24 protein-coding genes are annotated in these 26,769 nt (G+C 67.4%); 11 read left to right on the plus strand and 13 right to left on the minus strand.

All coding sequences use genetic code 11. From position 1 onward, the window contains the following. Positions 1-3: 3 nt before the first annotated feature. The gene (locus tag ACWPXK_RS02280) at positions 4-858 is read right to left on the minus strand and encodes an MlaE family ABC transporter permease (RefSeq protein WP_454194338.1); all 855 of its coding nucleotides are present in this window, start codon (positions 856-858) and stop codon (positions 4-6) included. Positions 859-1,384: 526 nt separating this feature from the next. On the opposite strand from ACWPXK_RS02280, the gene ACWPXK_RS02285 reads away from it, so the two are divergent. Continuing rightward, complete coding sequence (locus ACWPXK_RS02285) at positions 1,385-2,059, plus strand: S1 family peptidase (RefSeq protein WP_454195409.1); 675 nt, start codon at positions 1,385-1,387, stop codon at positions 2,057-2,059. Positions 2,060-2,123: 64 nt separating this feature from the next. On the opposite strand, the gene ACWPXK_RS02290 is transcribed toward ACWPXK_RS02285, so the two are convergent. Together ACWPXK_RS02290 and lppU are read right to left on the minus strand one after the other, a co-directional pair. After that, on the minus strand, positions 2,124-3,575 hold the full coding sequence (locus ACWPXK_RS02290; RefSeq protein WP_454194339.1) for an MFS transporter: 1,452 nt from the start codon (positions 3,573-3,575) through the stop codon (positions 2,124-2,126). 50 nt (positions 3,576-3,625) lie between these two features. Then, positions 3,626-4,249, minus strand: a complete 624-nt coding sequence (gene lppU, locus ACWPXK_RS02295; protein WP_364322720.1) for an LppU family putative lipoprotein — start codon at positions 4,247-4,249, stop codon at positions 3,626-3,628. 261 nt (positions 4,250-4,510) lie between these two features. On the opposite strand from lppU, the gene ACWPXK_RS02300 reads away from it, so the two are divergent. The 3 genes from ACWPXK_RS02300 (at position 4,511) to ACWPXK_RS02310 (ending at position 8,438) form a co-directional block, all read left to right on the plus strand. Continuing rightward, positions 4,511-5,797, plus strand: coding sequence for a serine hydrolase domain-containing protein (locus ACWPXK_RS02300; protein ID WP_454194340.1), 1,287 nt, complete (start codon positions 4,511-4,513; stop codon positions 5,795-5,797). 68 nt (positions 5,798-5,865) lie between these two features. Continuing rightward, on the plus strand, positions 5,866-7,245 hold the full coding sequence (locus ACWPXK_RS02305; protein WP_454194341.1) for a cytochrome P450: 1,380 nt from the start codon (positions 5,866-5,868) through the stop codon (positions 7,243-7,245). Between the two features lie 278 nt (positions 7,246-7,523). Next, complete coding sequence (locus ACWPXK_RS02310) at positions 7,524-8,438, plus strand: L,D-transpeptidase (protein WP_454194342.1); 915 nt, start codon at positions 7,524-7,526, stop codon at positions 8,436-8,438. A gap of 235 nt (positions 8,439-8,673) precedes the next feature. Here ACWPXK_RS02310 and ACWPXK_RS02315 read toward each other — a convergent pair whose 3' ends face one another. The 3 genes from ACWPXK_RS02315 to ACWPXK_RS02325 form a co-directional block, all read right to left on the minus strand. After that, positions 8,674-10,701, minus strand: a complete 2,028-nt coding sequence (locus tag ACWPXK_RS02315) for a M13 family metallopeptidase (protein ID WP_454195410.1) — start codon at positions 10,699-10,701, stop codon at positions 8,674-8,676. 64 nt (positions 10,702-10,765) lie between these two features. Further along, positions 10,766-11,140 carry a DUF397 domain-containing protein gene (locus tag ACWPXK_RS02320; protein ID WP_454194343.1) on the minus strand — a complete coding sequence of 125 codons (375 nt, stop codon included), beginning with the start codon at positions 11,138-11,140 and terminating at the stop codon, positions 10,766-10,768. A gap of 10 nt (positions 11,141-11,150) precedes the next feature. After that, positions 11,151-12,002 (minus strand): Scr1 family TA system antitoxin-like transcriptional regulator, encoded by an 852-nt coding sequence (locus ACWPXK_RS02325; protein WP_454194344.1) that lies wholly within the window; start codon positions 12,000-12,002, stop codon positions 11,151-11,153. Positions 12,003-12,136: 134 nt separating this feature from the next. On the opposite strand from ACWPXK_RS02325, the gene ACWPXK_RS02330 reads away from it, so the two are divergent. Then, the gene (locus ACWPXK_RS02330) at positions 12,137-12,661 is read left to right on the plus strand and encodes a hypothetical protein (protein WP_454194345.1); all 525 of its coding nucleotides are present in this window, start codon (positions 12,137-12,139) and stop codon (positions 12,659-12,661) included. On the opposite strand, the gene ACWPXK_RS02335 is transcribed toward ACWPXK_RS02330, so the two are convergent. Next, positions 12,630-13,124 carry a DUF4190 domain-containing protein gene (locus ACWPXK_RS02335; protein WP_454194346.1) on the minus strand — a complete coding sequence of 165 codons (495 nt, stop codon included), beginning with the start codon at positions 13,122-13,124 and terminating at the stop codon, positions 12,630-12,632. The two genes, ACWPXK_RS02330 and ACWPXK_RS02335, sit on opposite strands and share 32 nt — an antisense overlap. A 122-nt stretch (positions 13,125-13,246) precedes the next feature. Then, on the minus strand, positions 13,247-14,035 hold the full coding sequence (locus ACWPXK_RS02340; RefSeq protein ID WP_454194347.1) for a pirin family protein: 789 nt from the start codon (positions 14,033-14,035) through the stop codon (positions 13,247-13,249). 232 nt (positions 14,036-14,267) lie between these two features. On the opposite strand from ACWPXK_RS02340, the gene ACWPXK_RS02345 reads away from it, so the two are divergent. Together ACWPXK_RS02345 and ACWPXK_RS02350 are read left to right on the plus strand one after the other, a co-directional pair. After that, entirely contained in the window at positions 14,268-14,732 is a 465-nt protein-coding gene (locus tag ACWPXK_RS02345; protein ID WP_454194348.1) for an NUDIX domain-containing protein, read from the plus strand. Positions 14,733-14,859: 127 nt separating this feature from the next. Continuing rightward, complete coding sequence (locus tag ACWPXK_RS02350; RefSeq protein WP_454195411.1) at positions 14,860-16,158, plus strand: MFS transporter; 1,299 nt, start codon at positions 14,860-14,862, stop codon at positions 16,156-16,158. On the opposite strand, the gene ACWPXK_RS02355 is transcribed toward ACWPXK_RS02350, so the two are convergent. Further along, positions 16,148-16,642 (minus strand): hypothetical protein, encoded by a 495-nt coding sequence (locus tag ACWPXK_RS02355; protein ID WP_454194349.1) that lies wholly within the window; start codon positions 16,640-16,642, stop codon positions 16,148-16,150. The genes ACWPXK_RS02350 and ACWPXK_RS02355 overlap by 11 nt on opposite strands. 313 nt (positions 16,643-16,955) lie before the next feature. Between ACWPXK_RS02355 and ACWPXK_RS02360 the strand changes: the two genes are divergently transcribed. Continuing rightward, complete coding sequence (locus ACWPXK_RS02360) at positions 16,956-18,584, plus strand: DUF4185 domain-containing protein (protein WP_454195412.1); 1,629 nt, start codon at positions 16,956-16,958, stop codon at positions 18,582-18,584. On the opposite strand, the gene ACWPXK_RS02365 is transcribed toward ACWPXK_RS02360, so the two are convergent. From ACWPXK_RS02365 to ACWPXK_RS02375, 3 genes are read right to left on the minus strand one after another with little or no spacing between them, the layout of a single operon-like run. Further along, complete coding sequence (locus ACWPXK_RS02365) at positions 18,554-19,411, minus strand: 5-oxoprolinase subunit C family protein (RefSeq protein WP_454194350.1); 858 nt, start codon at positions 19,409-19,411, stop codon at positions 18,554-18,556. The genes ACWPXK_RS02360 and ACWPXK_RS02365 overlap by 31 nt on opposite strands. Next, the gene (locus ACWPXK_RS02370; protein WP_454194351.1) at positions 19,408-20,112 is read right to left on the minus strand and encodes a 5-oxoprolinase subunit B family protein; all 705 of its coding nucleotides are present in this window, start codon (positions 20,110-20,112) and stop codon (positions 19,408-19,410) included. Before ACWPXK_RS02370 ends, ACWPXK_RS02365 begins: the two co-directional genes overlap by 4 nt. Before the next feature lie 9 nt (positions 20,113-20,121). Then, positions 20,122-20,877 carry a LamB/YcsF family protein gene (locus ACWPXK_RS02375; RefSeq protein ID WP_454194352.1) on the minus strand — a complete coding sequence of 252 codons (756 nt, stop codon included), beginning with the start codon at positions 20,875-20,877 and terminating at the stop codon, positions 20,122-20,124. A gap of 140 nt (positions 20,878-21,017) precedes the next feature. Between ACWPXK_RS02375 and ACWPXK_RS02380 the strand changes: the two genes are divergently transcribed. Beyond that, positions 21,018-21,833: a hypothetical protein gene (locus ACWPXK_RS02380; protein ID WP_454194353.1), complete on the plus strand. Its 816-nt coding sequence runs from the start codon at positions 21,018-21,020 to the stop codon at positions 21,831-21,833. 5 nt (positions 21,834-21,838) lie between these two features. Here ACWPXK_RS02380 and ACWPXK_RS02385 read toward each other — a convergent pair whose 3' ends face one another. Further along, positions 21,839-23,299, minus strand: a complete 1,461-nt coding sequence (locus ACWPXK_RS02385; protein ID WP_454194354.1) for a CCA tRNA nucleotidyltransferase — start codon at positions 23,297-23,299, stop codon at positions 21,839-21,841. 337 nt (positions 23,300-23,636) lie between these two features. On the opposite strand from ACWPXK_RS02385, the gene ACWPXK_RS02390 reads away from it, so the two are divergent. Further along, positions 23,637-24,173 (plus strand): NUDIX hydrolase, encoded by a 537-nt coding sequence (locus ACWPXK_RS02390; protein ID WP_454194355.1) that lies wholly within the window; start codon positions 23,637-23,639, stop codon positions 24,171-24,173. After that, entirely contained in the window at positions 24,170-26,743 is a 2,574-nt protein-coding gene (locus ACWPXK_RS02395; RefSeq protein WP_454194356.1) for a DUF6049 family protein, read from the plus strand. Before ACWPXK_RS02390 ends, ACWPXK_RS02395 begins: the two co-directional genes overlap by 4 nt. Positions 26,744-26,769: the final 26 nt, after the last annotated feature.

Raw genomic sequence — 26,769 nt, forward strand, 5'->3', positions numbered from 1 at the left:
GGCTCAGACCACCTGTGACGGGAATAGTGCGTTGTAAACCTGGGTGATGATGAGGTTCACCCCGAACAGCATGATGGCGGAGCTCACCACCGCGGAATTCACCGAGTTCGCGACACCGCCGGGACCACCTCGGGTGTTCAATCCGGTATCGCAGGCGATGATTGCGGCCAGCAGTCCGAAAATCAGCGATTTGATCAGCGCGACAAGCAGGTCGGTGGTCACCGCGAACGACGAGAAGGTGCCGACATACGAACCGGGCGTTCCGTTCTGCGCGAAGATATTGAACATGTAGCCGGTCAAGAAACCGACGAACACCACGAAGCCGCACAGCAGCACGCTGACCAGCATCGCGGCCCCCAACCGCGGCGCGACCAGCCTGCGCATCGGGTCGACGCCCATCACTTTCATGGCGTCGATCTCCTCGCGGATGGTGCGCGAGCCGAGATCGGCGCAGACCGCGGAACCGACCGCGCCCGCGATCATCAGCGAGGTGACCAGTGGGGCGCCCTGCTGGATGATGCCGAGACCGTTGGCGGCGCCGATGAAGGAGGTGGCGCCGACCTGACCGGCGACCGAACCGACCTGGATGGAGACGATCACGCCGATCGGGATGGCGACCAGCAGCGTCGGCGCCGCGGAGACACTGGCCATGAACGCACACTGCCGGATGAACTCCCGGACCGGGAACCGTCGACGGAAAATCGCGACGAACAGTTCGGCGACGGCCGCGAAACCCATGATGATCTGGCGACCGAACGTTTCCAGCGAACGCTTCGGGTGATCTTGCCAGTACGACTTCGTCCAATCGACCGCATCACTGAACCGTGACCCTCGGGGTGGACTCTCGGTCGACTGCACTGGCTAACCCTCCTCGACGCCGGTTGGCTGCCCCGACGACTCGTTTGCTTGACGCACCTTACTACGGAGTAGTGCAGAACACACCACCGACTTGTGATTGCGGTCATAGATGTCGCTCACCGTTGACAAAAAGCAATGGCAGCGGCCATGAACATTGGGATACGGCCCAGTACCGGCGAGTCCATCTCTGGAACAAGTGACAACCTACCTGCGCGAATCTCCGGTCTATGCCGGTTGCTGCGGCGAATTAATATGGAGAGAATTCATCAAAAATAGTATTTGATTCCGGAGACCAACACATCCACCTCTCAGTACCCTCGCACGACAAACGGCCACGAGATTTTCACAATTATGATAGCGGTCCGCTATCGTGCACGTAAGATACATTTCAACTATTGTGTACGAAATAGGGTTGAAGTAGATCGCAGTGGGGACAACCCGTAGTGGGTGACGCGCCCGAGGTCGATTACTGACACGATGGGTGCGACAGATTGATATCGTGCGGGCTTCCGACGTCTGGAGGGACATGTTCAGCAAACTCGCCAAGGTGGCCAACGCCGCCTTCGCCGTCGCCCTTGGCGCGGCGCTGCTCGGCACGGGCGCAGGGGCCGCAAACGCCCAACCGGGCCTGCCGGTCGTGGGCGGTGGATCCGGGATCATCATCGACAACCAATTCGAGTGCACGGTCACCACGGTCGGCCACGACAACGCGGGCCGTCTGGTCGGGCTGACCGCTGGGCACTGCGGCGATCCCGGCTCGCAGGTCTACGCCGAATCCGATCGGGGCGCGGGCGTGATCGGCCGGTTCACCTATTCCAACCACGACCTGGATTACGCCGTCATTCAGTTCGAGCCGGGCAAGATCGTCCCGGTGAATCGCATCGGCAACGTCACGATCACCGGGATCGGCGGGCCTGCCAACTTCCCGCAGATCGTCTGCAAGGAGGGCCGGACCACCGGCAACACCTGCGGTATCGCCTGGGGTGACGTGTTCCGGACGAACGTCGAGACCTGGAGTCAGATGTGCGTAGTGGAAGGCGACTCCGGCGCACCGGTCGTCGTCGGCTCGACGCTCGTCGGCATGGTGAACGCGTACCTGGCCATCGCTTGCTTCGGCCCGGAAGTCGGCACCAACATGAGCGCGATCATGGGTGACCTCAACACGCGCGGCGGTGTCGGCGCGGGTTATATCCCGATCTGATCGCACATCCGACCTGATCGGACACCAACCGAGCGGCCCGAATGGAGCAATCCATTCGGGCCGTTTATTTTTGGCTTCGTGCCGGCGCGAGCGCGGGGGCGGCCACCCCGCACTGCGGCAGGCAGTCGACGTTGTCCAGGACGGGCACGCGTCGCTCGGGGCGCAACAGGACGGCGGCGAGCATCGCTCCGATCACCAGCAGGCCGACGCACAGCCACATCGCGGTGGCGAAACCATCGTCGAACGCCTCCGGGTCGCCCAACGCACCCGAGATGCCCGCGAGTCCGGGCAGGGCCGCCACGGCGAGCAGTTGCGCCGTGCGGGCGACCGCGTTGTTCACCCCGGAGGCGATGCCCGCCTCGCTGCTGGGCACGGCACCGAGCACCGCGCCGGTCAGCGGGGCGACCAGTACCGCGAGCCCGAGCCCGAAGACGAGCACGCCCGGCAGCACGTCGGTGAGGTAGGTGGTATCGGGACCGATGCGCAGCAAGAGCACCAAGCCCGCGGCCGCCAGCAGCGGTCCGGCGGTCATCGGAACGCGGGGACCGTGCACCTGCGCCCAGCGCCCAGCGGGAGCCGACAGCATCAGCATGATCAGGGTGACCGGCACGGTCGCGACACCGGACATCAGCGGCGAGTAGCCCGCCACCAGCTGCAATTCCAGCACCAACAGGAAGAACACCCCGCCGAGGGCGGCATAGACCGCGAACGTCACGAGATTGGCCGCGGTGAACACCCGGGAACGGAACAGCGCGGGCGGCACCAACGGATGATCGCTTCGCAGCTCGATCACGACGAAGAGCGCCAGCAACACCACGCCGATGGCGATGAGCAGCGGAATGGTGTCGATCAGTCCCAGCGTCAGCGCACCGAGGCCGAGCGCGACCACCAGCGCGCCCGGCAGATCGAGCTCGGCCACCGCGCTGGGGTCCCGGCTCTCCGGCACGTGTCGCACCGCGACCAGCACGACGACCAGGGCCAGCGGAACATTGAGGAAGAAGATGGAACGCCAGCCCGCGAACTCGATCAGCCAGCCGCCGAGGAAAGGTCCGAGCGCGCCCGCCACGCCCCCGAAGCCCGACCAGAGTCCGATCGCCGCGCCTTGATCGCGCTGGTCGATCGAAGAGGAGATCAGGGCGAGGCTGCCCGGCGTGAGCATCGCGCCCGCCACACCCTGCAGGATCCGGGCCGCGACCAGCATTTCAATGGTCGTCGCGGCGCCACACAATACGGATGAGATCGCGAAAGCGACGGTCCCCCACACGAAGACCCTGCGCCTGCCGAGCTTGTCGCCCAGCGAACCGCCGAGCAGGATGAACGAGGCAAGAGTCAGCGTGTAGCCGTTCAGCGTCCACTGCAGCCCGGCGACGTCGGTGTCCAGCGAGTCCCCGATCCGCGGCAGCGCGATGTTGACGACCGTCGCGTCGAGCGAGGCTACCGACGATCCGAGGATGGTGGCCAGCAGAATCCAGCGACCGGTGCCGGACCGCAGACGGGGAAGCTCGGTGGTGCTCACCAACCCAACCTAGCGACGGGCACGGCCCGTATGGTCACCCACCGAGCCGGTCAGAGCTCTTGGACGCAGACGACGAAGCGGCGTTTGTCGTAGACGTATCCGGTGCCGCTGCCGCAGACGCTGACATCGTCGGCGCCCTGCTGGATCTTGACCACCTTCACGCCCTTCGCCGGGCTCGAACCGGCGCAGTCGATGCGCTTGGGATCATCGCCGCCGACGTCCATGCACCCGCCGACCACCCAGTCGATGTCCAGGCACAGCGCGCCCTGCTCGATGCCGTTGATGGTCTCGGCGTAGTAGTTGTCCGCGTCGCTGACGCACTGCGAGCTCTTCGACTTCTTCTCGATCACCTTGTAGTTCGATGCGCGGCTACCGCACGACGCCTTGTCGATGGTGGCGTTGGTGGTGGTGCCGCCGAGTGTCACGCAGTCACCGACCTCGGCCTGGAAGTCGGTGTCGCCGCCCGACTTGGTCGGCGACGGCTTGCTGCTCGGAGCGGGCTTGCTCGCGGACGGTTTCGGCGTATTGGTCACCGAGACCGCATCGATCGTCCCGTTCTCCACCGCCGGCTGCGCGGTACCGCTGATGGTGGAGCTGCACCCGATCAGCGACAGACCCGCCGCGATAGCGAGTCCGGCGAAGGCGAGACGACCCCAGGTCGGTTGACGAGACACGTACAGTCCTCCCGAGCTGTAACGCTCCGAACTCACACCCCCGTAAGAATCCGAAGTTGCCATAGCAGTGCTTGAAATACCACGCCATGAATACACCATGGACCGAGCGCACGTCGAGCCGGAGACGGAAACCATCCGCCTATGATTCCGGCGATAGGTGCCTCACCACGCCTTTTACCCGTCGGCAGACCTGGTTCGCGGGTTACTCTGGTTCACCGGCGCGACTAACGGTGGTCAGGAGGTGACCCCATGGTTTCGGCAATGGCGGCTGATGAGTTCGAGCCCGCCGATGCGGCGGGCAAGAAGCTTGCGCCACCGCGCGACATGCTGGTCGACCCGCGATTCATCCGGCTGGCCGATCAGTTCTTCGGCATGTTCGCCCAGCCCGCGCGCGGTGGCGGCGCACTAGCGGTCTACCTGGATGGCAGGCCGGTTGTCGACATCTGGGCCGGCTGGGCGGACAAGGAGCGCCGCTGGAACAGCGAGACCGTCGTACTGACCTTCTCCACCGGCAAGGGCGTGGCCTCGACCGTGGTGCACCGGCTCGCCGAACGCGGACTGATCGGCTATGACACGCCGGTCGCGGAGTACTGGCCGGAGTTCGCCGCGCACGGCAAGGAGGACATCACGGTGCGCGACGTGCTGTCGCACCGCGCGGGTCTGCACCGGGTGCGCGGCTTGGTCCCGGGTCGCGAGGGCATCCTGAACTACGACGCCGTCATTCGCGCGCTCGCCGAAAGCCCGCCGGATCCACGCCGCATCCGCACCTCCGGTTATCACGCGATCACCTTCGGCTGGCTGGTCGCCGAGATCGTGCAGCGGGTGACCGGCGCGTCGTTCACCGACGTGGTGCGCACCGAGATCGCCGAGCCGCTCGGGCTCGACGAGTACTGGTTCCAGGTGCCGGAATCCGAACGACATCGGATCGCCAAGATCGTGCGGCCCCTCGGTCCGCCGGGAATCCGCTGGAACACCGCCTCCTCGGTGATGTCCTGGGTGCGGCCGGTACGTGGGCTCGCCGAGGCGGGCATGCCGGAGAGCTTCGACGAACTGGTCCGCGACCCCCGGGTGCACGACGCGGTGATGCCCGGCTGGAACGGCGTCTTCTCGGCACGCGCGCTGGCGCGGATGTACGGCGCGCTGGCCAACGACGGTGTGGTCTACCTCGATCGGCCGGAGCGGGGCGTGCACGGCCTCGGAACGGCCGCTCCGGAGCCCGTCGTGCGACTCCTGTCTCCGGAAACGATCGAGACGATCAGCAAGGTGCTGCCCGCTCAGAGCCGCGACTACGTGCTCGGCGTGCCGATCCGCTTCACACTCGGATATCACCGCCCCGTGCTGATGGCCAAGCAGCAGCCACGAAACGCATTCGGCCACTATGGCGCGGGCGGTTCGGGCGCGTACGCCGATCGTGATCTCCGCATGTCGATCGCGTTCGTGACGAACGGGATCGGCAGCATGGTGACCGCGCTCGGTGACGCCAGGCTCGCGCGGCTGGGCGCGACGGCACAGGCCACGGTCCGCAAATACAAACAGGCCGGACAATAGGCGAGCCACGGGCGGCCCGGCTGAACCCCTCGAGTGGCGACTTCGTATTTCTGGGTATGGACGTGCGTATGGCTTCGATCCGCGCAAGTGAGGACAGCGCCGGGCCACGCGCGCCGCGATGGACCGTGCTGCACGCGCTGGCCGCAAGCCTCGATTTCGACCTGTACTTCCGGTGGCGCAGGGCGCGCGATGGCGACCCGTTCTATGTTCGTTTCCCTGGATTCGGTGCGGCACTCTTCACCGGGACGGCTGTCGGTGCACGCGAAATGTTCCGCGCCCCGATGGAGACCACGCAGCCGCCACGTCCGAATCCGATTGAACCGATGGTCGGGACCGCATCGCTGATCCTGGCTTCGGACGAGCGTCACCGACGAGACCGTGCGCTGCTCGCGCCCGCGTTCCACAGTCTGCGGATTCGCGAGTACGGCGAACTGATCCGCGACGCCACCATGCGGGAGATGTCCGGGGAGAGCGGCCAGGCGTGGGTGGTGGGCGCGCGTATCGACGCACGAGCGGCCGCACGGGCGCTCACGCTGCGGGTGATCTCAACGGTGGTCTTCGGAGTGGACAACGAGCAGCGGCGGGCGGAGTACACCGCCGCCGTCACCGACTTCCTCACCGCGTTCTCCGGGCCGCTGATGCTGGTGCCCGCACTGCGGCACGGACTGCTCGGGCACGGTCCATGGGACCGATTTCGCGCCGCCCGCGCGCGGCTGGACACGCTGCTCCGCGCCGAGATCGCGCGGCGGCGCCGGACCGTAGGCACACAGCCGGCGGACGTGCTCGGCATGCTGCTGTCCGCTGCCGCCGACGACCCCGCCGCGAGCACCGACGACGAGCTGTGCGAGCAACTGCGCACCCTGCTGGTCGCTGGGCACGAGAGCACGGCGACCGCCCTGGTGTGGGCGCTGTTCCGGCTGCATCAGGCACCGGGGTCGCTGGCGCGGCTGCGGGCGGAACTGCGTGACGCCGGTCCCGACGCGAGCCCGGGGCAGCTGGCCGGACTGCCCTACCTCGACGCCGTATGTCAGGAGACGCTGCGTCTGCATCCGCCGGTCCCGATCGTTGTTCGCAGGCTCACCGAGCCGTACGCGCTACGCGGCGTTGCACTCGCACCCGGCGACACCATGGGGATCGCGGTGCCGTTGCTGCACTCCGACCCGGACGTTTGGTCCGACGCCGGGCGCTTCGATCCGGGCCGTTTCATCGAGCGCCGCTACCGGCCGTTCGAGTTCGCCCCGTTCGGCGGTGGGCACCGGCGCTGCGTCGGCGCCGCACTCGCGGACTACGAACTGCGGATTGCGCTGGCCACCATTCTCGGGCAGAAGCATCTGCGGCTCACACCACGCTACGCGCACGGACGTGTCCCGGTCTCGGTGCCACACAACATCTCCACCGGCCCATATCGCCCGATTTCGTTCGACGTAGTGAGTGACGTTGCTCACTGAGAAGTTTGCGCCGCACCACCTTCCAACCATCCACCGCACTCGGCCTCAGACGGGGCGATCCGGATTGACCGGGACGTTCATCCAACCGATACGCATCGAGACATCTTGTGGTGCACGACACATTCAGCGCGCTAACTGAATCACTCTGAAACGCCAGTGGCTTCGGCGGGCGTCGGACGGTAGGAAGGACGACGGGTCGGGCCGTCAATACCCACGGGGCGCTCTTCTGGCTCCGCGCTGACTGAAATATCTCGCTACGCGCGCGTGCGAGAAATGGAATGGACGAGAAACCTATGCATGCCGCTTTGCACACCGCGTCGTTGCCTGCTCACCGCAAGGGAGCTCGGCTAGCCCGCCGGTTGCGCGAGGGCGTCCTGCTGTCCGCCGCGATCGCGGCGGCCGGAGTCATGCTCGTCGCGCCCGCCCAGGCCGAACCGATTCCGGGTCTCGACACGGGCTCGGCCACCGCGGCCACCGATCCGGCGCCGCAGGCCAACTTCGCCCCACCCTCGATCAACATCGCCGACGGCGAGGTCGTCGGTGTCGCGCAGCCGATCATCATCACCTTCAAGGAACCGGTGACCGACCACGCCACCGCCGAGAAGGCCATCAAGATCACGTCATCGAGGCCGGCCCCCGGCCACTTCTACTGGCGCGGCGACAAGCAGGTGCGCTGGCGGCCGGACGAGTTCTGGCCGGACAACACCGACGTTCAGGTCCAGGCGGGCGGCACGACCAGCTCGTTCCGGATCGGCGACGCGTTCGTCGCCACCGCCGACGACGACACCCACACCATCACCATCACCCGCAACGGCGAGGTGGTGAAGGAAATGCCGACCTCGATGGGCAAGCCCAAGCACGAGACCCCGAACGGCACCTACATCGTCGGCGAACAGCAGCGCAAGATGATCATGGACTCGTCCACCTACGGTGTGCCGATCACCGACCCCGAGGGCTACAAGCTCGAGGTCGAGTACGCGACCCGCATCTCCAACAGCGGCATCTTCGTGCACGCGGCTCCGTGGTCGGTCGCCCAGCAGGGCGTGTCCAACGCCAGCCACGGCTGCCTGAATGTCAGCACCGAGGACGGCAAGTGGTTCTTCGAGAACGCGCGCCGGGGTGATCCGGTGATCGTGCAGAACACCAAGGGCGGCACCCTCAGCGCCAGCGACGGCCTCGGCGACTGGAACTGAGAGTTGTCGCGTCGCGCCCCTGTGGGGCGCTGACGAAAAGGACGATCAGATAATCCGAAGTCGACCGTGGTGTCTCTGGTGATTGCTTCACTCGGCCGGTGCGTGAGAAAGTTCTGCGCGTCTGCGCCGCCCCATGGCCGAGGTCGGTCTTCTTCTCGACTCCCGGGCCTGGGGCGTTCGCGCTGAACATTGAGCCGGGCGGTCCCCCTCGGTGGGACCGCCTCGGCCCCACCGATCACCAGATCTTTACGCGCTCAGCTGGTTCCAGGTACAGCGCGTCGCCGGGTTCGACGTCGAACGCTTCGTGGAAGCTGTCGATATTGCGCACCACCGCGTTGCAGCGGAACTCGGGCGGCGAGTGCGGGTCGACGGCGAGTCGGCGTATGGCCTCCTCTGAACGGGCCTTCGTGCGCCACACCTGTGCCCAGCCGTAGAACACCCGCTGCAAACCGGTGAGTCCATCGATCTCCGGCGCCTCGGCGCCGTTCAGCGAGATCTTGTACGCCTCCAACGCGATGGACAGGCCGCCGAGGTCGCCGATGTTCTCGCCGATGGTGAACTCGCCGTTGACGGTGTGTTCGTCCGGCAGATCCTTGGGCGAGAGCACGTTGTACTGAGCGATCAAAGCCTTTGTCCGCTTGGCGAATTCGGCGCGATCCTCGTCGGTCCACCAGTCGACCATGTTGCCGTCACCGTCGTACTTCGCGCCTTGATCGTCGAAGCCGTGCCCGATCTCGTGGCCGATCACGGCCCCGATGCCACCGTAGTTGGCCGCGTCGTCGGCGTTCGTGTCGAAGAACGGCGGCTGCAGGATCGCGGCGGGGAAGACGATCTCGTTCATGCCCGGGTTGTAGTAGGCGTTCACTGTCTGCGGGGTCATGAACCACTCGCCCCGATCGACCGGGCCGCCGAGCTTGTTCAGATCCCGATCGTGTTCGGCGGCATAGCCGTTGCGGTAGTTGCCGACCAGGTCGGCCGGATCGATCACCACGGCCGAGTAGTCCCGCCACTTGTCCGGGTAACCGATCTTCGGGGTGAACTTCGCCAGCTTGGCCAACGCGGCCGCCCTGGTGTCCTGCCCCATCCACTCGAGTTCGGCGATGTTGCGCCGGTATGCCTCCTGCAGGTTGGCCACCAGCTCGACCATCCGCGCCTTCGCCTCCGGCGGGAAATGTTCGGCCACATACAGTTTGCCGACCGACTCACCGAGCAGGTCTTGGACCAGCGCGACGCCACGCTTCCAGCGCTCCCGGTTCTCTTCCGCGCCGGTGAGCGTGCGGCCGTAGAAATCGAAGTTCTCCTCGACCAGTTCGTCGGTCAGATACGGTGCGCGCGAACGCAGCACCCGCCATGCCGCCCATGCCTGCCAGTCCGCGAGCGGTTCGGCGGCCCAGACCTGCGCGAACGTACGCAGGTAATCCGGCTGGTAGACAACCAACTCGGCGAACAGGTCGGATCCGTTGCTTTCGACTCCCTCGGCGAGAGCGGAAGTCCACGCGGGCCAGTCGAATTCGGGATGGTCCGCGACCAATGCGTCGAAGGTGGTCAGGTTGTACCTGAGTTCGGCATCGCGGCGGCGCACCACGTCCCAGTGTCCGGCGGCCAGCTTCTGCTCCAAAGCGAAGACGCGCTGTCCGACCGTGTCCAACCCAGCGGGCAGCAACCCCGAGACCCCCGGGTCGGCGGCGGCCAGGGCGAACATGCGGTTGATATGCGCGATGTACTTCGCGCGGATCTCGGCGAACTCGTCCTGGCGGTAGTAGGACTCGTCGGGCAGCCCGATCCCGGACTGGGTGGCATGCGCGAGGTAGCGGGTGGAGTTCTTGTCGTCGGTGTCGATGAAGACGGCGACGGCTCCGCCGACGCCGGTGCGCTGCAACCGGCCCAGCAGCGTCGCTAAAGTTCCCTTGTCGCTCACGTCTGCGATCGCGGCGAGTTCATCGGCGATCGGCGCGAGCCCGGCGGCGGCCACCGCGGCGGTGTCCATGAAGCTGGAGTACAGGTCGCCGATCTTGCGGGCGTCGCTGCCCGGCTCGGCGCCGGCGGCAGCGGCATTCTGGATGATTGCCTGGACATCCAGCTCGGCCTGGTCGTACAGCGCGCGGAAGGCGCCGTCCACCGCGCGGTCGGCAGGGATCTGATGGTCGGCCAGCCATTTGCCGTTGACGTGCGCGAACAGGTCGTCCTGCACCCGCACGCCCTGGTCGAGGTGGGACAGATCGATACCGGAAGGACGGGTCAGCTCGGAAGTCACGATCTCCAGTATGCCGATACGCGCGAGAGCCGGCCCCCGGCCGCGACCGGCCGGGGGATGCTGAGCAGAGGAATCAGGCGAACGCGATGATACGGTCGAATTCGCCGTCGTGTGCGCCGAGCAAGAAGGCGTCCCACTCCTCGGGGGTGTAGGTGAGGGAGGTCTCGCCGTGGCGCAGTGTGGTGTGACCGTTCGCGGCGGTGTGCGCGCTCAGTTCGCCATTCGATCGCCCGCGGGTGCGCAGGACGTCGAGGAACGCGGTCCATTCGGCGGCGGTGACGGTGATGATGGGCTCGTCGGCGGGGCGGTTGGCCGGGTTACGGCGATATTTGCTGTCACGGATGAGTACCGCATCACCATCGAACCGAACCTCGACGCATTGGTTGCCGTTGTTCGATCTGGTCGATGTGAACCAGCCGGTGCTTACCGGCCGTGCGGTGGTGGCCATGGGCAGGATTTTACACGCGAGAATAGTGCCTGATCAGGGCCAATGACTCGGTACGTGAGAGGGATTGCTCCACCGCGCGCAGGTACGCGAAGCTCAGATCCCGCACCAGATCCGGGTCCTCGACGGCGCCGCCGAACACCGCGCTCTCCGCCCAGCCGAAGGTGGGCAGCTGCTCACCGGCGAAGTCGATGAGATGGAAGCTGGAGCCGCCGAGTACCGCGCCCGCGGTGGCGGCGAACGGGATTACCCGCACTTCGACGGTGTCGAGTTCTTCCATCAGCTCGGCCAGGTAATTCAACTGCCCCCGCAACACGTCCGGCCCGCCGGTCTGCTGGAGCAGGGTGCCCTCGCCGAACACCGCGGTCAGCTCGACCGGGTCTTCGCCGCGAAGCCGCTCTTGGCGCCGCATCCGAATCGCCACCAACTGCTCGACCTGGACCGGCCGGATCATCACGTCGGCGCTGATCAACGCGCGGGCGTAGTCCTCGGTCTGCAGCAGTCCCGGCACGACCAGGCTGTCGTAGCTGCGGATGCTCTGCGCGCCGTACTCCATTCCGTAGAGCCGCTGCAACTCCGGTCCGATCAGCGCGGACGACTTCGCCCACCATCCGCGCTGCTTGCTTGCCTCCAGCAGAGCGAGCAGTTCCGCGCGTTCCTCGGGCTCCACCTCCAGCAGCTCGAGTACCGGTCCGATGGTGTTGGTGGTGAGTACGCGTCTGCCCTTCTCCACATGTGACCAGTTGGCCGGGGTGAACCCGACCCGCTTGGCGAAGCCCGCCGAGTCGAAACCGCGCTGTTCGCGCAGCTCACGCAGGCGAAGCACCAGCTCCCAGCGGGCAACGGTCGGCGAGACGGGTGCCATGCCCGGTGATGCTACGCCGACTCCGACGCGCCGACGTCTGACTATTGTCAACCGACTTGCCCAGGACTACGGTCGATACAAGCGGTCGATTTTCCAGCACGCGATCCACCCGCAGCGAGGCGAGGTTGTTCGTCATGAGTAGATCCCGCATCGAGTCCGGCACCCGTCTCACACCAACGGATCCGCCGGCGATTCAGGACGCATTCACTCGCTGCCGTCACTACCGCCAGGACAACGGGCTGTACGCCGTGGTGGACGCGACACTCGGACGGATCATGCTGGAAGTCGGCTCGGTGGGTGCCGTGGTGATGCCCACCGCGTTCGGCCGCAAGGTGAAACAGCGGCTGATAGCGGGAGCCGAGCACCGGCCGGGGCCGATCATCGCGCATCCGCGATCGGACCGCTGGACCTTCCTGACCGGCCCCACCGACAATTCGTACCTGGATACCGAGCTATTCGCCGACCTGTTCCGCAACTGTGCCTCGATCGCCCTGCCGGGCAGCCACATCGTGCTGCCCTCACCCACCGACGAGCACGGTGGTTACCGGACCTGGGTCGTGGCGCCGGACGGCGACTTCCGCCGCGAGTTCGCCGACGTGATCGCCACGACCCGCGCGTGCGCCGCTGCTACCGGGGAGTCGGTGGCGCGGGCGGAGTAAGCGTGACGCTGTATCTGTCCTGCCGCTTCTGATTCCACTCGCGCTCGCACTGCTCGATCTTGGACTGATCGTTGCCCGCCTTGTTCAGGCAGTCCACGAAGTCCTTGCCGCCGGACTCGACGAAGAAGCTGTACCCCACGATGGTGAGCAGAACGGCACCGACGAGACTCAGCACGCCGAGCACCGAACCGGTGATCGCCATACCCATGCCGCCCGCACTGCCAGCCCGGGCCTTGAACACCGCGATCAAGCCGAAGATGACGGCGAAGATGCCGAACAGATAACCACCGACGACCGTCCAGAAGCTCAGCAACCCGACGATGCCGAGCACCAGCGCGGTGATCGCCAAGCCCTTGCCCTTCGGTGACTCCTGCCAATAAGCGGGCTGGCCGGGGTACTGCCCAGGAGGCGGCGGGTATTGACCCGGCGGCGGATACTGGCCGGGGGGCGGATACTGCGACATGGACTTCCTCTCCGTCGGTGCCTCGCGATGCTCGGTCCGGACGAGGTGGTCCGGTAGGTGCGCGGCGATCGCCTACTGATCGCGCTGCCTACGGACGGATGTTAATGCGGTGGCCGGACCGGCTACTGGGCGCCCAATCGCGCATGCATTTCCCACACCAGGATCTCCGAAGGTCGCCGCGCGGTCACGCGCTGGCCGCCGGTCCTGGTCAGACGCACCGCGTCGCCCTCGTATAGCAGGCCGACCCCTTCCATCTCCACCTCGCCGCGCGCGACGAAAAAGTGCAGGTAGGGCGCGTCGGGCAGTTCGACCACCGGTTCGGCGCCCGGCTCCGCGCTCATCATCCGCGCCACGTGCAGCGCAGAATGGCTGCTGTTGATGGCGATGGCGGTCCGGTCGCGATATCGCGGCAGCCCCGAGGCGACCGTCACCAGGCCGCCGCCCGCCAGCTCGTCGTCGATCTCCAGCTGTTCATAGCCGGGGGTGAGGCCCGGCTCGTCCGGCACCACCCACATCTGCACGAAGTGCACGGGCTGGTCATGTTCCGGAGTGCGGCCATCCAGCCGCCATGAGTCGTTCTTCTCGGAGTGCAGGATGCCGGTGCCCGCGCTCATGCGCTGGGCCAGCCCGGGATAGATGACGCCGCTGTGGCCCAGGGAATCCTGGTGCACCAGGCTGCCGCCGAGCACCCAGGTGACGATCTCCATGTCCCGATGTGGGTGGGTATCGAAGCCTTGGCCGGGGGAGACGATGTCCTCGTTGTTGACCAGCAGCAGGCCGTGGTGGGTGTTCTCGGGATCGTAATGTTCCCCGAAGGAGAACGAGTGCTTCGAATCCAACCAGGAGACCCGCGTCTTCATGCGGTCGCCACCACGATGGACGTCGATGTGTGGTGTCGTGAGTGTGGACATCATGGTCCTCCTCTCGGGACCGTGCACCGATCGCCATTCAGGGTAGGGCACTTCCGCCGCGGTACTCCGCATTCCTAGTAAATTGAGCTGCACTCGGCATTTTACGCGAGCGACCGGAAGGTGAACGGGAGGCGAGCAGAACCAACCGGTACGTCGAAATGTCGGGCACCTCGTCGGATATCGAGGCCCGTGCCGATCGCCGAGCACCACAATGCCAACCGGAGGTAACGACGTGCTGGGACCCGCTGAGCTCGCCCGGATCGAACGGGAACTCCGCAGCGAAGCGCGGCGCGACGGCATCGCGCATTTCGTGATCGGCATCGCCGTGTTCCGCGCGGGCAGACTGCTGCTGGTGCGCAGGGCCGCCGACGACTATCGCGGCGGGTTGTACGAACTGCCCGGCGGAGGTGTCGAATCCGGCGAGACATTTGCCGAGTGTGTAGCGCGGGAATTGCTGGAGGAAACGGGGTTGCGTGTGCGCGGGATCTGCGAATTCCTGGGTGGATTCGATTACTCCACCCGAACCAAGTCGAAAGTGCGTAAATACAGCTTCGTCGTGGAAGCGGAACCCGGTGATGTCGCTCTGGCGCCGCGCGAGCACGACGCGTTCGCCTGGATCGACGCGGACGGGCTCGACGAACTGCCGATGGCGCCGGATACCCGCAAGACGGTCAGCACACTGGTGGATCGGGTCTGATTCGGGCGCCGCGTGATTCGCGCTGCGTAGCCGGGTGCGCGGCGATGTCGACGAAAGCAGTACCCTCGCGGACGTGTCGACTGGTCATGCCGAAGGCCGCACCCCCGCGGAGCAACGGCCGGTTGGGCTGCGCGCGGCACTGCGGGAAAGCCCGGGCGTGTCGCGTCTGGCGCTGGTGCGATTCACCGGGCAATTCGGCGACGGCATGTTCCAGGCCGCGTTGTCGGGCGCGATCCTGTTCAATCCCGAGCGGGAGACCGATCCGCTGGCCATCGCGGCGGGCTTCGCCGTGCTGCTGCTGCCGTATTCGCTGATCGGGCCGTACGCGGGCGCGCTGCTGGATCGCTGGGACCGGCGCGTGGTGCTGTTGGTCGCCAATGTGCTGCGTGCGGTCTTGATCGCCATGGTGAGCGCGGGGCTGCTCGCCGGGATCGGCGAGACGCCGCTGCTGCTCCTGGCGTTGGCCGTGGTCGGCGTCAGCCGTTTCGTGCTGGCGGGTGTGTCGGCGGCGCTGCCGCGAGTGGTCGCACAGGCATGGCTGGTGCCGATGAACTCGGTGTTCGCCACGGTCGCCTCCGGATGTGCCGGCCTGGGCGCGGCCGCCGCGGTGGGGATGATCGGCCTGATCGGGGCGGGAGACTTCGCCTCGGCGATCACGGTCGCGGTCAGCGGCGCAGGGTCGGTGATCGGTGCGGTATTGGCGGCCGGATTCCGCCGACATGTGCTCGGTCCAGCATCCGATGCGGCGGCCGGGGAGAACACCGTGCACGCGATCGCCACCGGACTGCGCACCGGCGCCACGGCGGTGTGGGAATCGGTGCAGGTCACCACGGCGATGCTGGGCATCGGCACGCACCGGATCGTCTTCGGCGTGAATTCGCTCATCATGGTGCTGGTACTGCGCCAGATTCCGGTGGACGGCTCCGGGCTCAGCGGTGGTCTGGTCGGTTTCGGCGTCGCCATCGCCGCCACCGCGGCGGGCATGCTGGTGGCCGCCGTCGTGGCGCCGCTGCTCATCCCCAGGCTTGGGCGGCCGCGCACCGTGGTCGCCGGTCTGATCACCGCCATGCTGGTGCAGGCCACGCTGGTAACGCCGATCGCGTTCGCCGACTCGGGCGACGCGGTGCAGCGCGCGCGTGAACTCTTGCTCGTCGGCGCGTTCCTGCTGGGCCTGGCCGGACAGACGATCAAACTGACCGGTGACGCGACGATGCAGATAGACATCGATGACGCACGGCGCGGCGAGGTGTTCGCGCTCCAGGACACGGTCTTCAATATCACGTTCGTGCTGGCGATCGCGGCCGCCGCGCTGGTGATTCCGGATGATGGCCGGTCGCTGGCCGTGATTCTCGCCGGTGCCGCGATCTACGGCGCGGGCATAGCGGCCATCGCGCTGAACACGCGACGCGGCGCGCTCACGCGATGAACGATTCGTCGCCGAGGTTTCGTCCATCCCGGCTCAACCAGTGCGCCACGTGCTCGGGCAGCGCGTCGACCTGCGTGCGCTCGGACAGCGCGGCGGGGTGATCGGTGTGCTGGTCCGCAACCGGCGGCTCCGCACCGCCGACGAGACGATCGGGCATCTCCTGCTCCGTGCGCACGATCCAGTCGAGCTGCTCGCTCGCTGCGTCATCGGGCAGGCCGGTGATCTGATGATTCCAGGTGCCCAGGCCGGTGGGGTCGGTGAAGAAGTGGTCGAGCACGCCGTCGTCGTCGAGATCCAGCGCCGCGATGTCGGCGATGCCGGAGCCGGAAGAATCCCATAACGCGTCGTCGGCGTTGCCGTCTCCGTCGAAGTCCAGCCGCACCGCGTCGGCCCCGCCCCCATCGCCGAGTTCCAGGTCGGCCTGGCTGGTCCAGACGTGCACGGTCCCGTCGCCGGTGCCGAACACATACTCGATCTCATTCATATACCTTTGGACGCACGCACGGCGGCGCCGGTTCCACTACCCGGCGTTTCCGATTCCCGTCCCACGTTCGCGGGGCTGATTCCGGTATGTTGACCTGTCGGCGGCCGACCGACAGGAGGCAACACGACATGGGTTTTCCGGCGATGGAAGCCCGATGCGGTGCGAACATTGCTGGGCGCGTGGAAGACCCGACCGACTACCGGTTGCCCGATGCTCGGATGGCCACCGACGAGCCGACGTGACGCGCGAATCCGGAACCAGATCCCCTTGTGCACCGGCATTGTTCGGCGCGCTGCTGGCCGGCGTTCTCACCATGCCGATGCCCGCCGCGCAGGCCGCGCCGTTCCCATGGGCGCCACCTCCGGTGAACAGCTGCGGTGAGGTCGGGTTCGATCCGCTCAATCGCGAGCCCGATCCCTCGCAGCCGCCTCCTCCACCGGTGCCGCCGCAGATCGATATCCCGGTGCCGGTCCCGGAGATCACTCCGGTTCCGGTGCCCGACCCGCCGCAGGACAATACGCGGATCGTCCCCGACCCGCTGCCGGCGAATCCGTGTGACAACCCGTGCCCGGACATCAGGGACACCCCGAAACCACCGGAGCCGGAGACCGATCCGAGCCCGAAGTCGGATAACGGCACCGACCCCGGGACCGGCACCGATTCGGGCTCCAACTCCGGATCCGCCTCGGGCTCAGGGAACGGCTCCGGCTCGGCCAGCGGTTCCGGCAGCGGCTCGGGTTCGGGCAGCGGCTCGGGTTCCGGTGAGCCGGTCAAACTGCCCCGCATCGAGTTCAAGCCGGAGATCGAACCGATTCCGATTCCGGTGCCCGGCGGTCCGGGGGAGGAGCCGCAGCCCGCGCCGCCGCACGTGGTGCATCCGGCCGAACCGGGCCCGCTCGCCGCGCGGGTGACCGCGCCGCAAGTCGAGTCGGTGCGCCTGGTCGGCCAGGTGACCGGGCACGGATCGGAGAACCGGACCGACATGCGCTGGCAGGTCGACGGCACCGACCTCGGGCTGATGTGGGAAACGAGGCCCGGCGAGGTCGCCGTGGTTTTCGGCGACACTTTCGGCACGGGCTGGGGCGGCGGTGGCGCGGGCAACGACGACCAGGACTGGCGCAGCAACGTGATCGGCTTCAGCACCGATCCCGACCTCTCCGACGGCCTGACCCTGGATACCTTCGCGCAGGACAGCCGTTGTCACGCCGCGGAGATCCTGGGCAGTCGCAAGATCAAGAACTGGGAGACCACCACCATCCCCACCTCCGGGTTCGCCATCGGCAACCGGCAGTACCTGAGCTACATGTCGGTGAATCGATGGAGCCGCATCCCGGGCCTGTGGTGGACCAACTACGGCGGCATCGCCTACTCCGACGATCACGGGCGCACCTGGAAGAAAGACCAGCATGCCAAGTGGGAGAACTTCTTCGGCCTCGGCCGATTCCAGGTCGCTGCGATGGTGCCGCAGGGCGACTACGTCTACATGTTCGGCACCCCGAACGGGCGCATCGGTGTGATCGGGCTGGCCAGGGTGCCGAAGCACCAGGTGCTCAACAAATCCGCCTACCAGTACTGGGTCGGCGGAAACTGGGCGCCCGCGGCCGAGAACCAAGCCACCCCGCTCGTGCTCGGCATGGCCAGTGAGGTGTCGGTGCGCTACGACCGGGAGACCGAACAGTGGCAGATGGTCTACCTGGATTCGGCGCGGGGCGCGATCGTGCTGCGCACCGCGTCGAGCCCGCAGGGCGCGTGGACGGACGCGATCCCGCTGGTGTCCACCGCCGACTACCCGAAGTCCTACGGCGGGTTCATCCATCCGTGGTCGACGAGCGAAGATCTGTACTTCATGCTCTCGGCGTGGGACAGCTACAACGTGTATCTCATGCACGCCAGGCTGGACCCGAGCGCCGGTCAGGCCGTGCGGACGAACCGAACGGGCTGACCAGGACGCGCCTGCGCGATCGCGTCGACGTCCGCATCGATGACCACGGCGATCACGGGATAACCGCCCGTGATCGGGTGATCGGCGAGGAACACGACCGGCTGCCCGCTCGGCGGCACCTGGATCGATCCGAGCGCCATGCCTTCGGTCGGCAGCTCGCGGGTGTCCTTGCGGGTCAGCGGCGGGCCGGTGCGGCGATCGAGTCGCGCACCGATCCGATCGGTATCGGGGGAGACGGACCAGAGGCCGTCGAACAAGGCGGCGGCATCGGAGAACCAGTCGTCGCGTGGACCGAGCATGGCACGCACGGTGACGATATCCGCGGGCAACTCGGCCACCGGGGCCAAATCCACGACCGGAATCGTATGCGGAGACGGGCCGATCGGGAGTCGATCGCCCTCGGCCAACGGCTCCGGCCCCAATCCCGACATGGTGTCGCGGCTGCGCGAACCGAGCGTCCTGGGTACATCGATACCGCCGCGCACCGCGATATAGCTGCGCAGTCCGACGGACGCGTAAGCGAGTCGAAGCCCCTGTCCCGGTTCGAGTTCCAGCACACTGGCGTGCCCCACCGGCCTGCCGTCAACAGTCGCGGGCGCGGACGCGCCGGTGACCGCCAGCATGACATGTTCTTCCGCGTGCAAGGCGAACCCACCCAGCAGCACCTCGATCGCCGCGTGGCCCTCCGGGTTACCGACCAGCCGATTGGCCAACCGCAGCGACCCGCGGTCCGCGGCGCCCGCGGGACCGACACCGGAATCGAACCAGCCCGGCCTGCCGAGATCCTGAATGGTCGCGAGCGGACCGACTTGCTCGATGACGATCATCCGGCCTCCTTCGCGTCGACGAATCGGACCGTGGCGCCGGCGCGGACCAATGCGGGCGGATCGCGCTCGACATCCCACATGCTGAGCTCGGTGGTGCCGATCAGCTGCCACCCACCGGGCGTGCTGCGTGGATACACCGCGCTGTAGCCTCCGGCCAACGCGACGGCGCCCGCTGGAATCGCGGTGCGCGCCTGCGCTCGGCGTGGAACCGACAGCCGGCCATCGGGCGATTCGAGGTAGCCGAAGCCGGGTGCGAATCCGACGAACGCGCACCGCCACACCGTGCCGGTGTGCGCGGCGATCACCTCGGCGGTGCTGAGTTCCAGCAGCCTGGCCACCTCGTCCAGGTCGGCGCCGTCGTAGCGCACCGGGATCACCACCGGATCGGCTCGGAAAGCGCTGTCCGGCAAGGTTTTCCGGGAAGCACCGCCGATGAGTTCGCGCAGCGCGACCAGCATGGTGGTCAGCGCGCGTCGTACCGCGTCACGGTCGTGCGGTGAATCCAGCGTCAGCAGTACGGTTTCCGCGGCCGGGAGCACGTCCTGCACACCGGGGATCGGTCCGGCTCGCAGCGCCGCGACAAGTTCCGCGATTACCTCGCGCCGTTCCGGCGTCACCAGCAGCGCCCGATCGCCTGCCGCGCGAATCGCCGTCTCGGCCTCCTGCCGAGCCGCGTCGGGCACTGCTCCCTTCGTCGTCATATCCCGGCCTCAGCCGAACGGCTCCACCGGCACGCCGACTTCGCCCAGCACGGCACGGATCCGACGGGCCATCTCCACCGCCGCAGGTGAATCACCGTGCACGCAGATACTCGCGGCGCGCACCGCCACCGTGCCGGATCCATCGACCGTCCGTGCGGTGCCCGACTGGGCGATCGAAACCGCCTGGGCGACAGCATCCGCCGGGTGCAGCACCGCGCCGGGCTCACCACGCGCGGCCAGTGAACCGTCCAGCGTGTAGGCGCGATCGGCGAAACCCTCGCCGATGAATCGCACCCCGGCGGCCTGTGCGGCCGACTCCAGCTGGGTGCCCGCCGGGCCCAGCAATCCGAGCCGCAGGTCGTACTCCACGATCGCGCCCAGCACCGCGTCGGCAATCATCCGATTCCGCGCGGCCGAATGATAAAGCGCCCCATGTGGCTTCACGTACCGAACCCGATCGCCTGCGGCCTTCGCGAAGGCGTCGAGGGCGCCGATCTGATACAGCACCTCGTCGCGCAGTTCTCCGGGCGCGACAGTGATCTCGCGCCTCCCGAATCCGGCCAGGTCGCGGTATCCCACGTGGGCGCCGATCCGCACCCCCTTCGCCACGGCCAGCGCGCAGGTCTTGCGCATGATCGAGGGGTCGCCCGCGTGGAAACCGCAGGCGATGTTCGCACTGGTGACAATGTCGAGCATGGCGGCGTCATCGCCCATCGTCCACGGTCCGAAGCCCTCGCCCAGATCACTGTTGAGATCCAGCGCCATGTGCGTTCTCCCAGTTCCGTGTTGCGGCGGACTTCCGATTCTCGTACCGAGGCGTCTGTCCCGGCAAATGCGCCCGTCCGCGCGACCTGGCTCACAGATCCCAGGTTCGGCGGGACTCGCCAAGTACGCTCGGTCCAATCATGGCCACGTATTTCGATCCGAAGTCCTGGTCGCCGTCACGGGCCGTCGATCTCGGCAAGCGCCTGTTCGATCAATCCTGGCGGGAGCAGTGGGTGGCGCTCAGCACCGCTTGGCTGGATCCGGTCGCCGACCTCGGCTCCGGGACCGTCACGGCGCTGCTGCCGGATGTGCTGATGACGATGCTCAGCGAGGGCATCCTGAGCCGGTTCGGCGGGCAGGAAGTCAGCGCGACACTGCTGGGTCACGACCTGCGGGCCACCTTGCGGGTGCTGAAGGTGCGCCGCCGCGGCGCGCATTTCCAGACCAAGACGGTGTTGGCGGGGCTGCGCTGGGACGACCATTCGATCGAGGCCGTGACCGTCATCGCACATGGCGTCCGCTTGATTCCGGGCGTGCCGACCAAGGTCCGCGCCGCGCGGCTCGACCTGGACGGCACGGTCACCGCCGCGGCGCTGGTCGGGTGGCTCAACACCCAGCCGCTGGGCTGGACCCTGGACCTGCACGAAACCGGATTCATCCGGGCCAGGCACCGCCGACGAGCGGTCACGGCGCTGATCGAACCGTCCGTCACGGACAATCGGCTGGACATCGCCGTACGCAGGGCGAGCTGGTTCGGCGTTCCGATCCCGCGCAGGCTGATCGGCGTTCCCGCGGTGCTGCTGGAGCAACTCCCCAACGGCGCCCGGATCGCGCGCGCCACCCGCGAGGGCGAGCTGATCCGGTTCCGCATCGAACTGCCCGAGGTCACCGGTTCGTTCGATCTCGCGCAGATCCGCTCCGCGATCCTGGCGGGCACCACCCTGGTCGTCTTCTGACCCGGTCAGCTCTGCGTTTTCCACCACTCGAGCAGTGCCGACTCGGCTTCCTCGCGGGTGAGCGGCCCGCGGTCGAGGCGCAGTTCCTTCAGATGACGCCAGGCCCGGCCGACCTCGGGGCCGGGCGGCAGACCGAGCAACTCCATGATCGCGTTGCCGTCCAAGTCCGGGCGGACCTTGGCCAGGTCCTCCTGCTGCCGCAACCGGTCGATCCGCACCTCCAGCTCGTCGTAGGTCGCGCGCAACGCGGCGGCCCTGCGCTTGTTGCGGGTGGTGCAGTCGGCACGGACGAGTTTGTGCAGACGGGGGAGCAGATCGCCGGCGTCGGTGACATAGCGCCGGACCGCCGAATCGGTCCACTGGCCTTTGCCGTAGCCGTGGAAGCGCAGGTGCAGGAAGACCAGCCTGGCCACGTCTTCGGTGAACTGCTTCGGGTACTTCAGCGCCCGCATCCGTTTGCGCACCATCTTCGCGCCGACCACCTCGTGGTGGTGGAAGCTGACGCCGCCACCCGGCTCGTTGCGCTTGGTATCGGGCTTGCCGATGTCGTGCAGCAGCGCGGCCCAGCGCAGCACCAGATCGGGGTCGCCTTCTTCCTGGTCGATGGCCTGCTCCAGCACGGTGAGCGAATGCCAGTAGACGTCCTTGTGCTGATGATGCTCGTCGATCTCCAGCTTCATCGCGGGAACTTCGGGCAGCACCCGCTGGGCCAGCCCGGTTTCGCACATGACGTTGATGCCGTCGATCGGGTGTGCGCCCGCGATCAGCTTGTCCAGCTCGACGCGCACCCGCTCCGCGGTGATCCGGTCGATCTCTCCGGCCATGGCCGTGATCGCGACCCGAACCCGCGGATGCAGCTCGAAGCCCAGCTGGGAGACGAACCGCGCGGCGCGCAGCATGCGCAGTGGGTCGTCGTTGAACGAATCCTCCGGGGCGGCAGGCGTATCGAGCACCCCTTCGAGCAGGGCGTTCATCCCATCGAGCGGATCGACGAACTCCAGCGCGCCGTCCGCGCCGATCCGGACCGCCATCGCGTTCACCGTGAAGTCCCGGCGCACCAGGTCGTCCTCGAGCGAGTCGCCGAAGGTCACCTGGGGGTTGCGGGACACGCGGTCGTAGCTGTCCGCGCGGAATGTGGTGATCTCCAGTTGCTCGGCGCCTTTTGCCGCGCTGACCGTGCCGAACGCCAGACCGCCGGTGTCCCACACATGGTCGGCCCAGCCGCGCACCATGTCCTGTACCACCTCCGGCCGCGCGTCGGTGGTGAAATCCAGATCGGTCCCCAGCCTGCCGAGCACCGCGTCGCGCACACTGCCGCCAACCAGGTACAGCTCATGCCCCCCCGCGGCGAACATCTCGCCCAGGGGCGTCAGCACATCCGACAGCCTCCCCAGCGTCACCGCCGCGGCGGCCAGCAATCGGGTACGTCTATCCAGCGCAGCGTCCTCGGACTTGGGCGAAACCACGAATGAGCAGCTTACCGAGCCGCGACACCGAATATTACGGCGCAGTCCACGCAGACAACCGTGGCAGTTCGGGGCATGCCCGCGGCTCGCAGTTGCGACAGGGTTCGGTGAACATCCAGGATTGCCGGTCACTGCCCAGCGCTCCCGCACCGGCTCAACCTCGGTTTTTCGAGCGAAGCGAGACCGAGCATTGCCCGTTCGCGGCCCGGCTCGGGTCCGAGCCGCCGACGCGCAAGCGACGAAGTCGCAAGCGGCGGTCGCTCGGACGCGAGCCACAAGGGGGTCGCGAACACGCAGCGCCGCAGGCGCTGCAAATCGAACACAGTAGGATTGCCAGGTGTCTCCGGCCGATCGTGCGAACAGTCGACGCCGCCAGTCTCGGCGCCGCGGTTCGGCCGCCAATGCCGCGAAGCCGCGGATGCGCACGGTGCGGGAGACCTCGGCGGGCGGGCTCGTCGTCGACGGCCTGGACGGTCCGCGGGAGAACCGCAGCGCGGCCCTCATCGGCCGCACCGACCGCCGCGGGCGGCTACTGTGGTCACTGCCCAAGGGACATATCGAAGAAGGCGAGACGGCCGAGCAAACCGCGATCCGGGAGGTCGCCGAGGAGACCGGCATCAATGGTGTCGTGGTCGCCGAACTCGGCAGCATCGATTACTGGTTCGTGACCGACGGTCGGCGGGTACACAAAACGGTGCATCATTATCTGCTGCGTTCGGTCGGTGGTGAACTGTCCGACGCCGACGTGGAAGTCACCCAGGTAGCGTGGGTTCCGTTGAGCGAGCTGGATTCTCGGCTGGCCTACGCCGATGAACGGCGACTGGCCGAGATGGCGAACAAGCTGATCGACCGGATGGAGACCGGCAAGCGATGACGCATGGACTGTTCCGGATCTTCGTGGCGGTCCTGACCATCCTCGGCCCCGTGACGGCGCTGCCGCTGCTGGATGCGACGGCCGTGGCCCAACCCAGCGGATCCGGTACCTCGTCGAACCCGAAGTTCCTGAAGCTGTCGCTGGATTCGGTGTCGCCGACAACGGTGACCACCGCCAGCGATCCGCTGCTCACCGTCTCGGGCACGGTCACCAACATCGGCGACCGCTGGGTGGACGACGTCAGCATCCGCATCCAGCGAGCGGCGGCGATCACCGCGCCGAGCGGGTTGCGCGCCACTTTGCGCCTCGATGAGGTCAATTACGACGTGAACGGCGAGTTCGAGGATGTCGCGCTGCGGCTCAATCCAGGGCAGCGCAAACAGTTCACCCTGAGCATCCCGTTGCGCTCGGAGAGCGGCACGGCGTCGTCGCTGCGCATCACCGAGCCGGGCGTCTATCCACTCCTGCTGAACGTGAACGGCGAACCCGCCTACGGCACCCAGGCCAGGCTCGACGACGCCAGGTTCCTGCTACCGGTCCTCGGAGTGCCGCCCGCTCCGAGCGAAGACGGCTCCGGCTCCGCGGCCCCGGCGATACCTTCGCCCACCGACGCGCCCGTGGCGACGACCTTGCTGTGGCCGCTGGCCGACCGGCCGAGACAGGTCGCGGGCCATCCGGGCAGCGTCGACGGCAAAGTGGAACTCACCGACGATGAACTGGCCGCTTCGCTCGGTAAGGGCGGTCGTCTCGACCAACTGCTGGCCGCGCTGGAGGGAGCGATCGGCGGGGGCACCACCCGGGACGGCAACCTGGCTTCGGCGGTATGCCTCGCCGTCGATCCCGATCTGCTGCTCACGGTGCGGTCGATGACCAGGGGCTATCGCGTGCTGGCGAGCCCGTCCGACCCCGATGGGGCGACCAGGGCGGGCGCGGGCGCCGAAAACGCGCAGATCTGGCTGGATCGGTTGCGCGCACTGGCCGGGTCGATGTGCACCGTGGCGCTGCCGTTCGCGCAGGTCGATCTCTCGACGCTGGCCGCGGTCAACGACCCGGCGCTGTCCGCGCGCGCGATCACCGAACCCGCCGACATCATCGACTCGATCCTGTCCACCCGCTCGGTGCGGGGTGTCAGCCTGCCGGATTCCGGAAGCATCGATGCCAGTGCGGGACTCCTGTTGCGCAACCACGGTTTCGGAACCGCCGTGCTCGCCTCGACGGCAACCATTCCGCAGGGCGCCGCGGATTGGGCGCAGTCGACCAGCGAAAGCGGCAGGACAACAGCCGATCCGAACTCGGTTTCCTCGATCGCCGACTCGGCGAGCCCGGAAGTGGTCCGGCTGCCCGCGATCACCGCGATGTCGCCGGCCCCCGCGCCGCCGCCACCGGCAGCGGCCAACGGAATTCCGTCGGCCGCGCCCGCTCCGGCCGCCGACCCAGCGCTGCACGCGGTGACGTTCGACATCTGGTCCGCGACCGCCCTGGCCGCGGTCGGATCCAATCCACCCACGCCGCCGTTCACTCCGTCCCGGGTTCGGTACGACGTCACCAACGATTCGCGTGCGGCGCGATTGCAGGACGCGCTCGGTGCGATCTCCTGGACCGCGCTGAATCCGGAGACGAGCCGGCCACGCTCACTGTTGCTCGTGCCGCCGCAACAGTGGGGACCGAACCGGGACGAAGCGACGGCGCTCTTGGGCCAAGTGGACATGCTGCTGCGCGGCAACCTCGCCACCGCGCGTCCATTCCATGACTTGGTGGCGCTGCCGCCGGACCCCCAGCCCTACGAGCTGGACTATCTGCCTCAGGCCGCGCAAGACGCGGTGCCGGACCGTTTCGTGCTGCCGGTGCGCGACCAGGGCCGCCGGATCAGCGAGATGATGCGCGCGTTGGTGGACGTGCCGGAGGCCGAGCTGACACCGCACGCTTTCCTGACGCCGCTGCGGGACGACCTGATCCGCACGCTGAGCCTGTCGGACAGGCGCGCGGACGGCTCCGCGCAACCGGACACCTTCGCCCAGCGCAGACTGGACCAGACCATCCGGACGATGGACCGGCTGTACCGCTCGGTCACCGTGCTGCCGCCGGGCGGGGTGTACACGCTCGCGTCCGAGCAGAGTCCGTTGCTGCTGGTCGCACGCAACGATCTGCCCGTGGCCATCCGGGTGAGGTTCCGGATCGAGGCACCGGCGGAGACGAAGATCACCGATCCCGGCGAGCAGCAGCTTCCGGCGAACGGGTCCCGATCGTTCCAGATTCCGACCGAGGTCAGCGACAGCCGCAACCTGGTCATTCCCATCTCGCTGACCACATCGGAGGGGATCGCAGTCGGCAATCCCACACAAGTCTCGGTGCGTTCGAACGCTTATGGTCAGGCCTTGGCGATAATTACCGGATGCGCCGGACTTCTGCTGCTCCTGTTGGCCGGCCGCCGTTTGTGGCACCGGTTCCGTGGGCAGCCCGACCCGGCGGACGAGGGCTTCGATCCCGGCACCAGGCGCCGGGTCAACCGGTACCGGCGCGCACGCAGCCGGATGCTGCGGGAGCAGGAGCAGTTCCAGGAGACCCGGTGAGGGACCGTGCGGCGACGGACCCTCGC

Source organism: Nocardia sp. Marseille-Q1738, assembly GCF_965283145.1.

Excerpts from the sequence above, each read along its gene's own strand:
- ACWPXK_RS02285 (WP_454195409.1), top strand. The coding sequence starts at position 1,385 with ATGTTCAGCAAACTCGCCAAGGTGGCCAACGCCGCCTTCGCCGTCGCC.
- ACWPXK_RS02300 (WP_454194340.1), top strand. The coding sequence starts at position 4,511 with ATGGCGGCTGATGAGTTCGAGCCCGCCGATGCGGCGGGCAAGAAGCTT.
- ACWPXK_RS02305 (WP_454194341.1), top strand. The coding sequence starts at position 5,866 with ATGGCTTCGATCCGCGCAAGTGAGGACAGCGCCGGGCCACGCGCGCCG.
- ACWPXK_RS02310 (WP_454194342.1), top strand. The coding sequence starts at position 7,524 with ATGGACGAGAAACCTATGCATGCCGCTTTGCACACCGCGTCGTTGCCT.
- ACWPXK_RS02320 (WP_454194343.1), bottom strand. The coding sequence starts at position 11,140 with ATGGCCACCACCGCACGGCCGGTAAGCACCGGCTGGTTCACATCGACC.
- ACWPXK_RS02325 (WP_454194344.1), bottom strand. The coding sequence starts at position 12,002 with ATGGCACCCGTCTCGCCGACCGTTGCCCGCTGGGAGCTGGTGCTTCGC.
- ACWPXK_RS02330 (WP_454194345.1), top strand. The coding sequence starts at position 12,137 with ATGAGTAGATCCCGCATCGAGTCCGGCACCCGTCTCACACCAACGGAT.
- ACWPXK_RS02335 (WP_454194346.1), bottom strand. The coding sequence starts at position 13,124 with ATGTCGCAGTATCCGCCCCCCGGCCAGTATCCGCCGCCGGGTCAATAC.
- ACWPXK_RS02340 (WP_454194347.1), bottom strand. The coding sequence starts at position 14,035 with ATGTCCACACTCACGACACCACACATCGACGTCCATCGTGGTGGCGAC.
- ACWPXK_RS02355 (WP_454194349.1), bottom strand. The coding sequence starts at position 16,642 with ATGAATGAGATCGAGTATGTGTTCGGCACCGGCGACGGGACCGTGCAC.
- ACWPXK_RS02360 (WP_454195412.1), top strand. The coding sequence starts at position 16,956 with ATGCCGATGCCCGCCGCGCAGGCCGCGCCGTTCCCATGGGCGCCACCT.
- ACWPXK_RS02365 (WP_454194350.1), bottom strand. The coding sequence starts at position 19,411 with ATGATCGTCATCGAGCAAGTCGGTCCGCTCGCGACCATTCAGGATCTC.
- ACWPXK_RS02370 (WP_454194351.1), bottom strand. The coding sequence starts at position 20,112 with ATGACGACGAAGGGAGCAGTGCCCGACGCGGCTCGGCAGGAGGCCGAG.
- ACWPXK_RS02375 (WP_454194352.1), bottom strand. The coding sequence starts at position 20,877 with ATGGCGCTGGATCTCAACAGTGATCTGGGCGAGGGCTTCGGACCGTGG.
- ACWPXK_RS02380 (WP_454194353.1), top strand. The coding sequence starts at position 21,018 with ATGGCCACGTATTTCGATCCGAAGTCCTGGTCGCCGTCACGGGCCGTC.
- ACWPXK_RS02395 (WP_454194356.1), top strand. The coding sequence starts at position 24,170 with ATGACGCATGGACTGTTCCGGATCTTCGTGGCGGTCCTGACCATCCTC.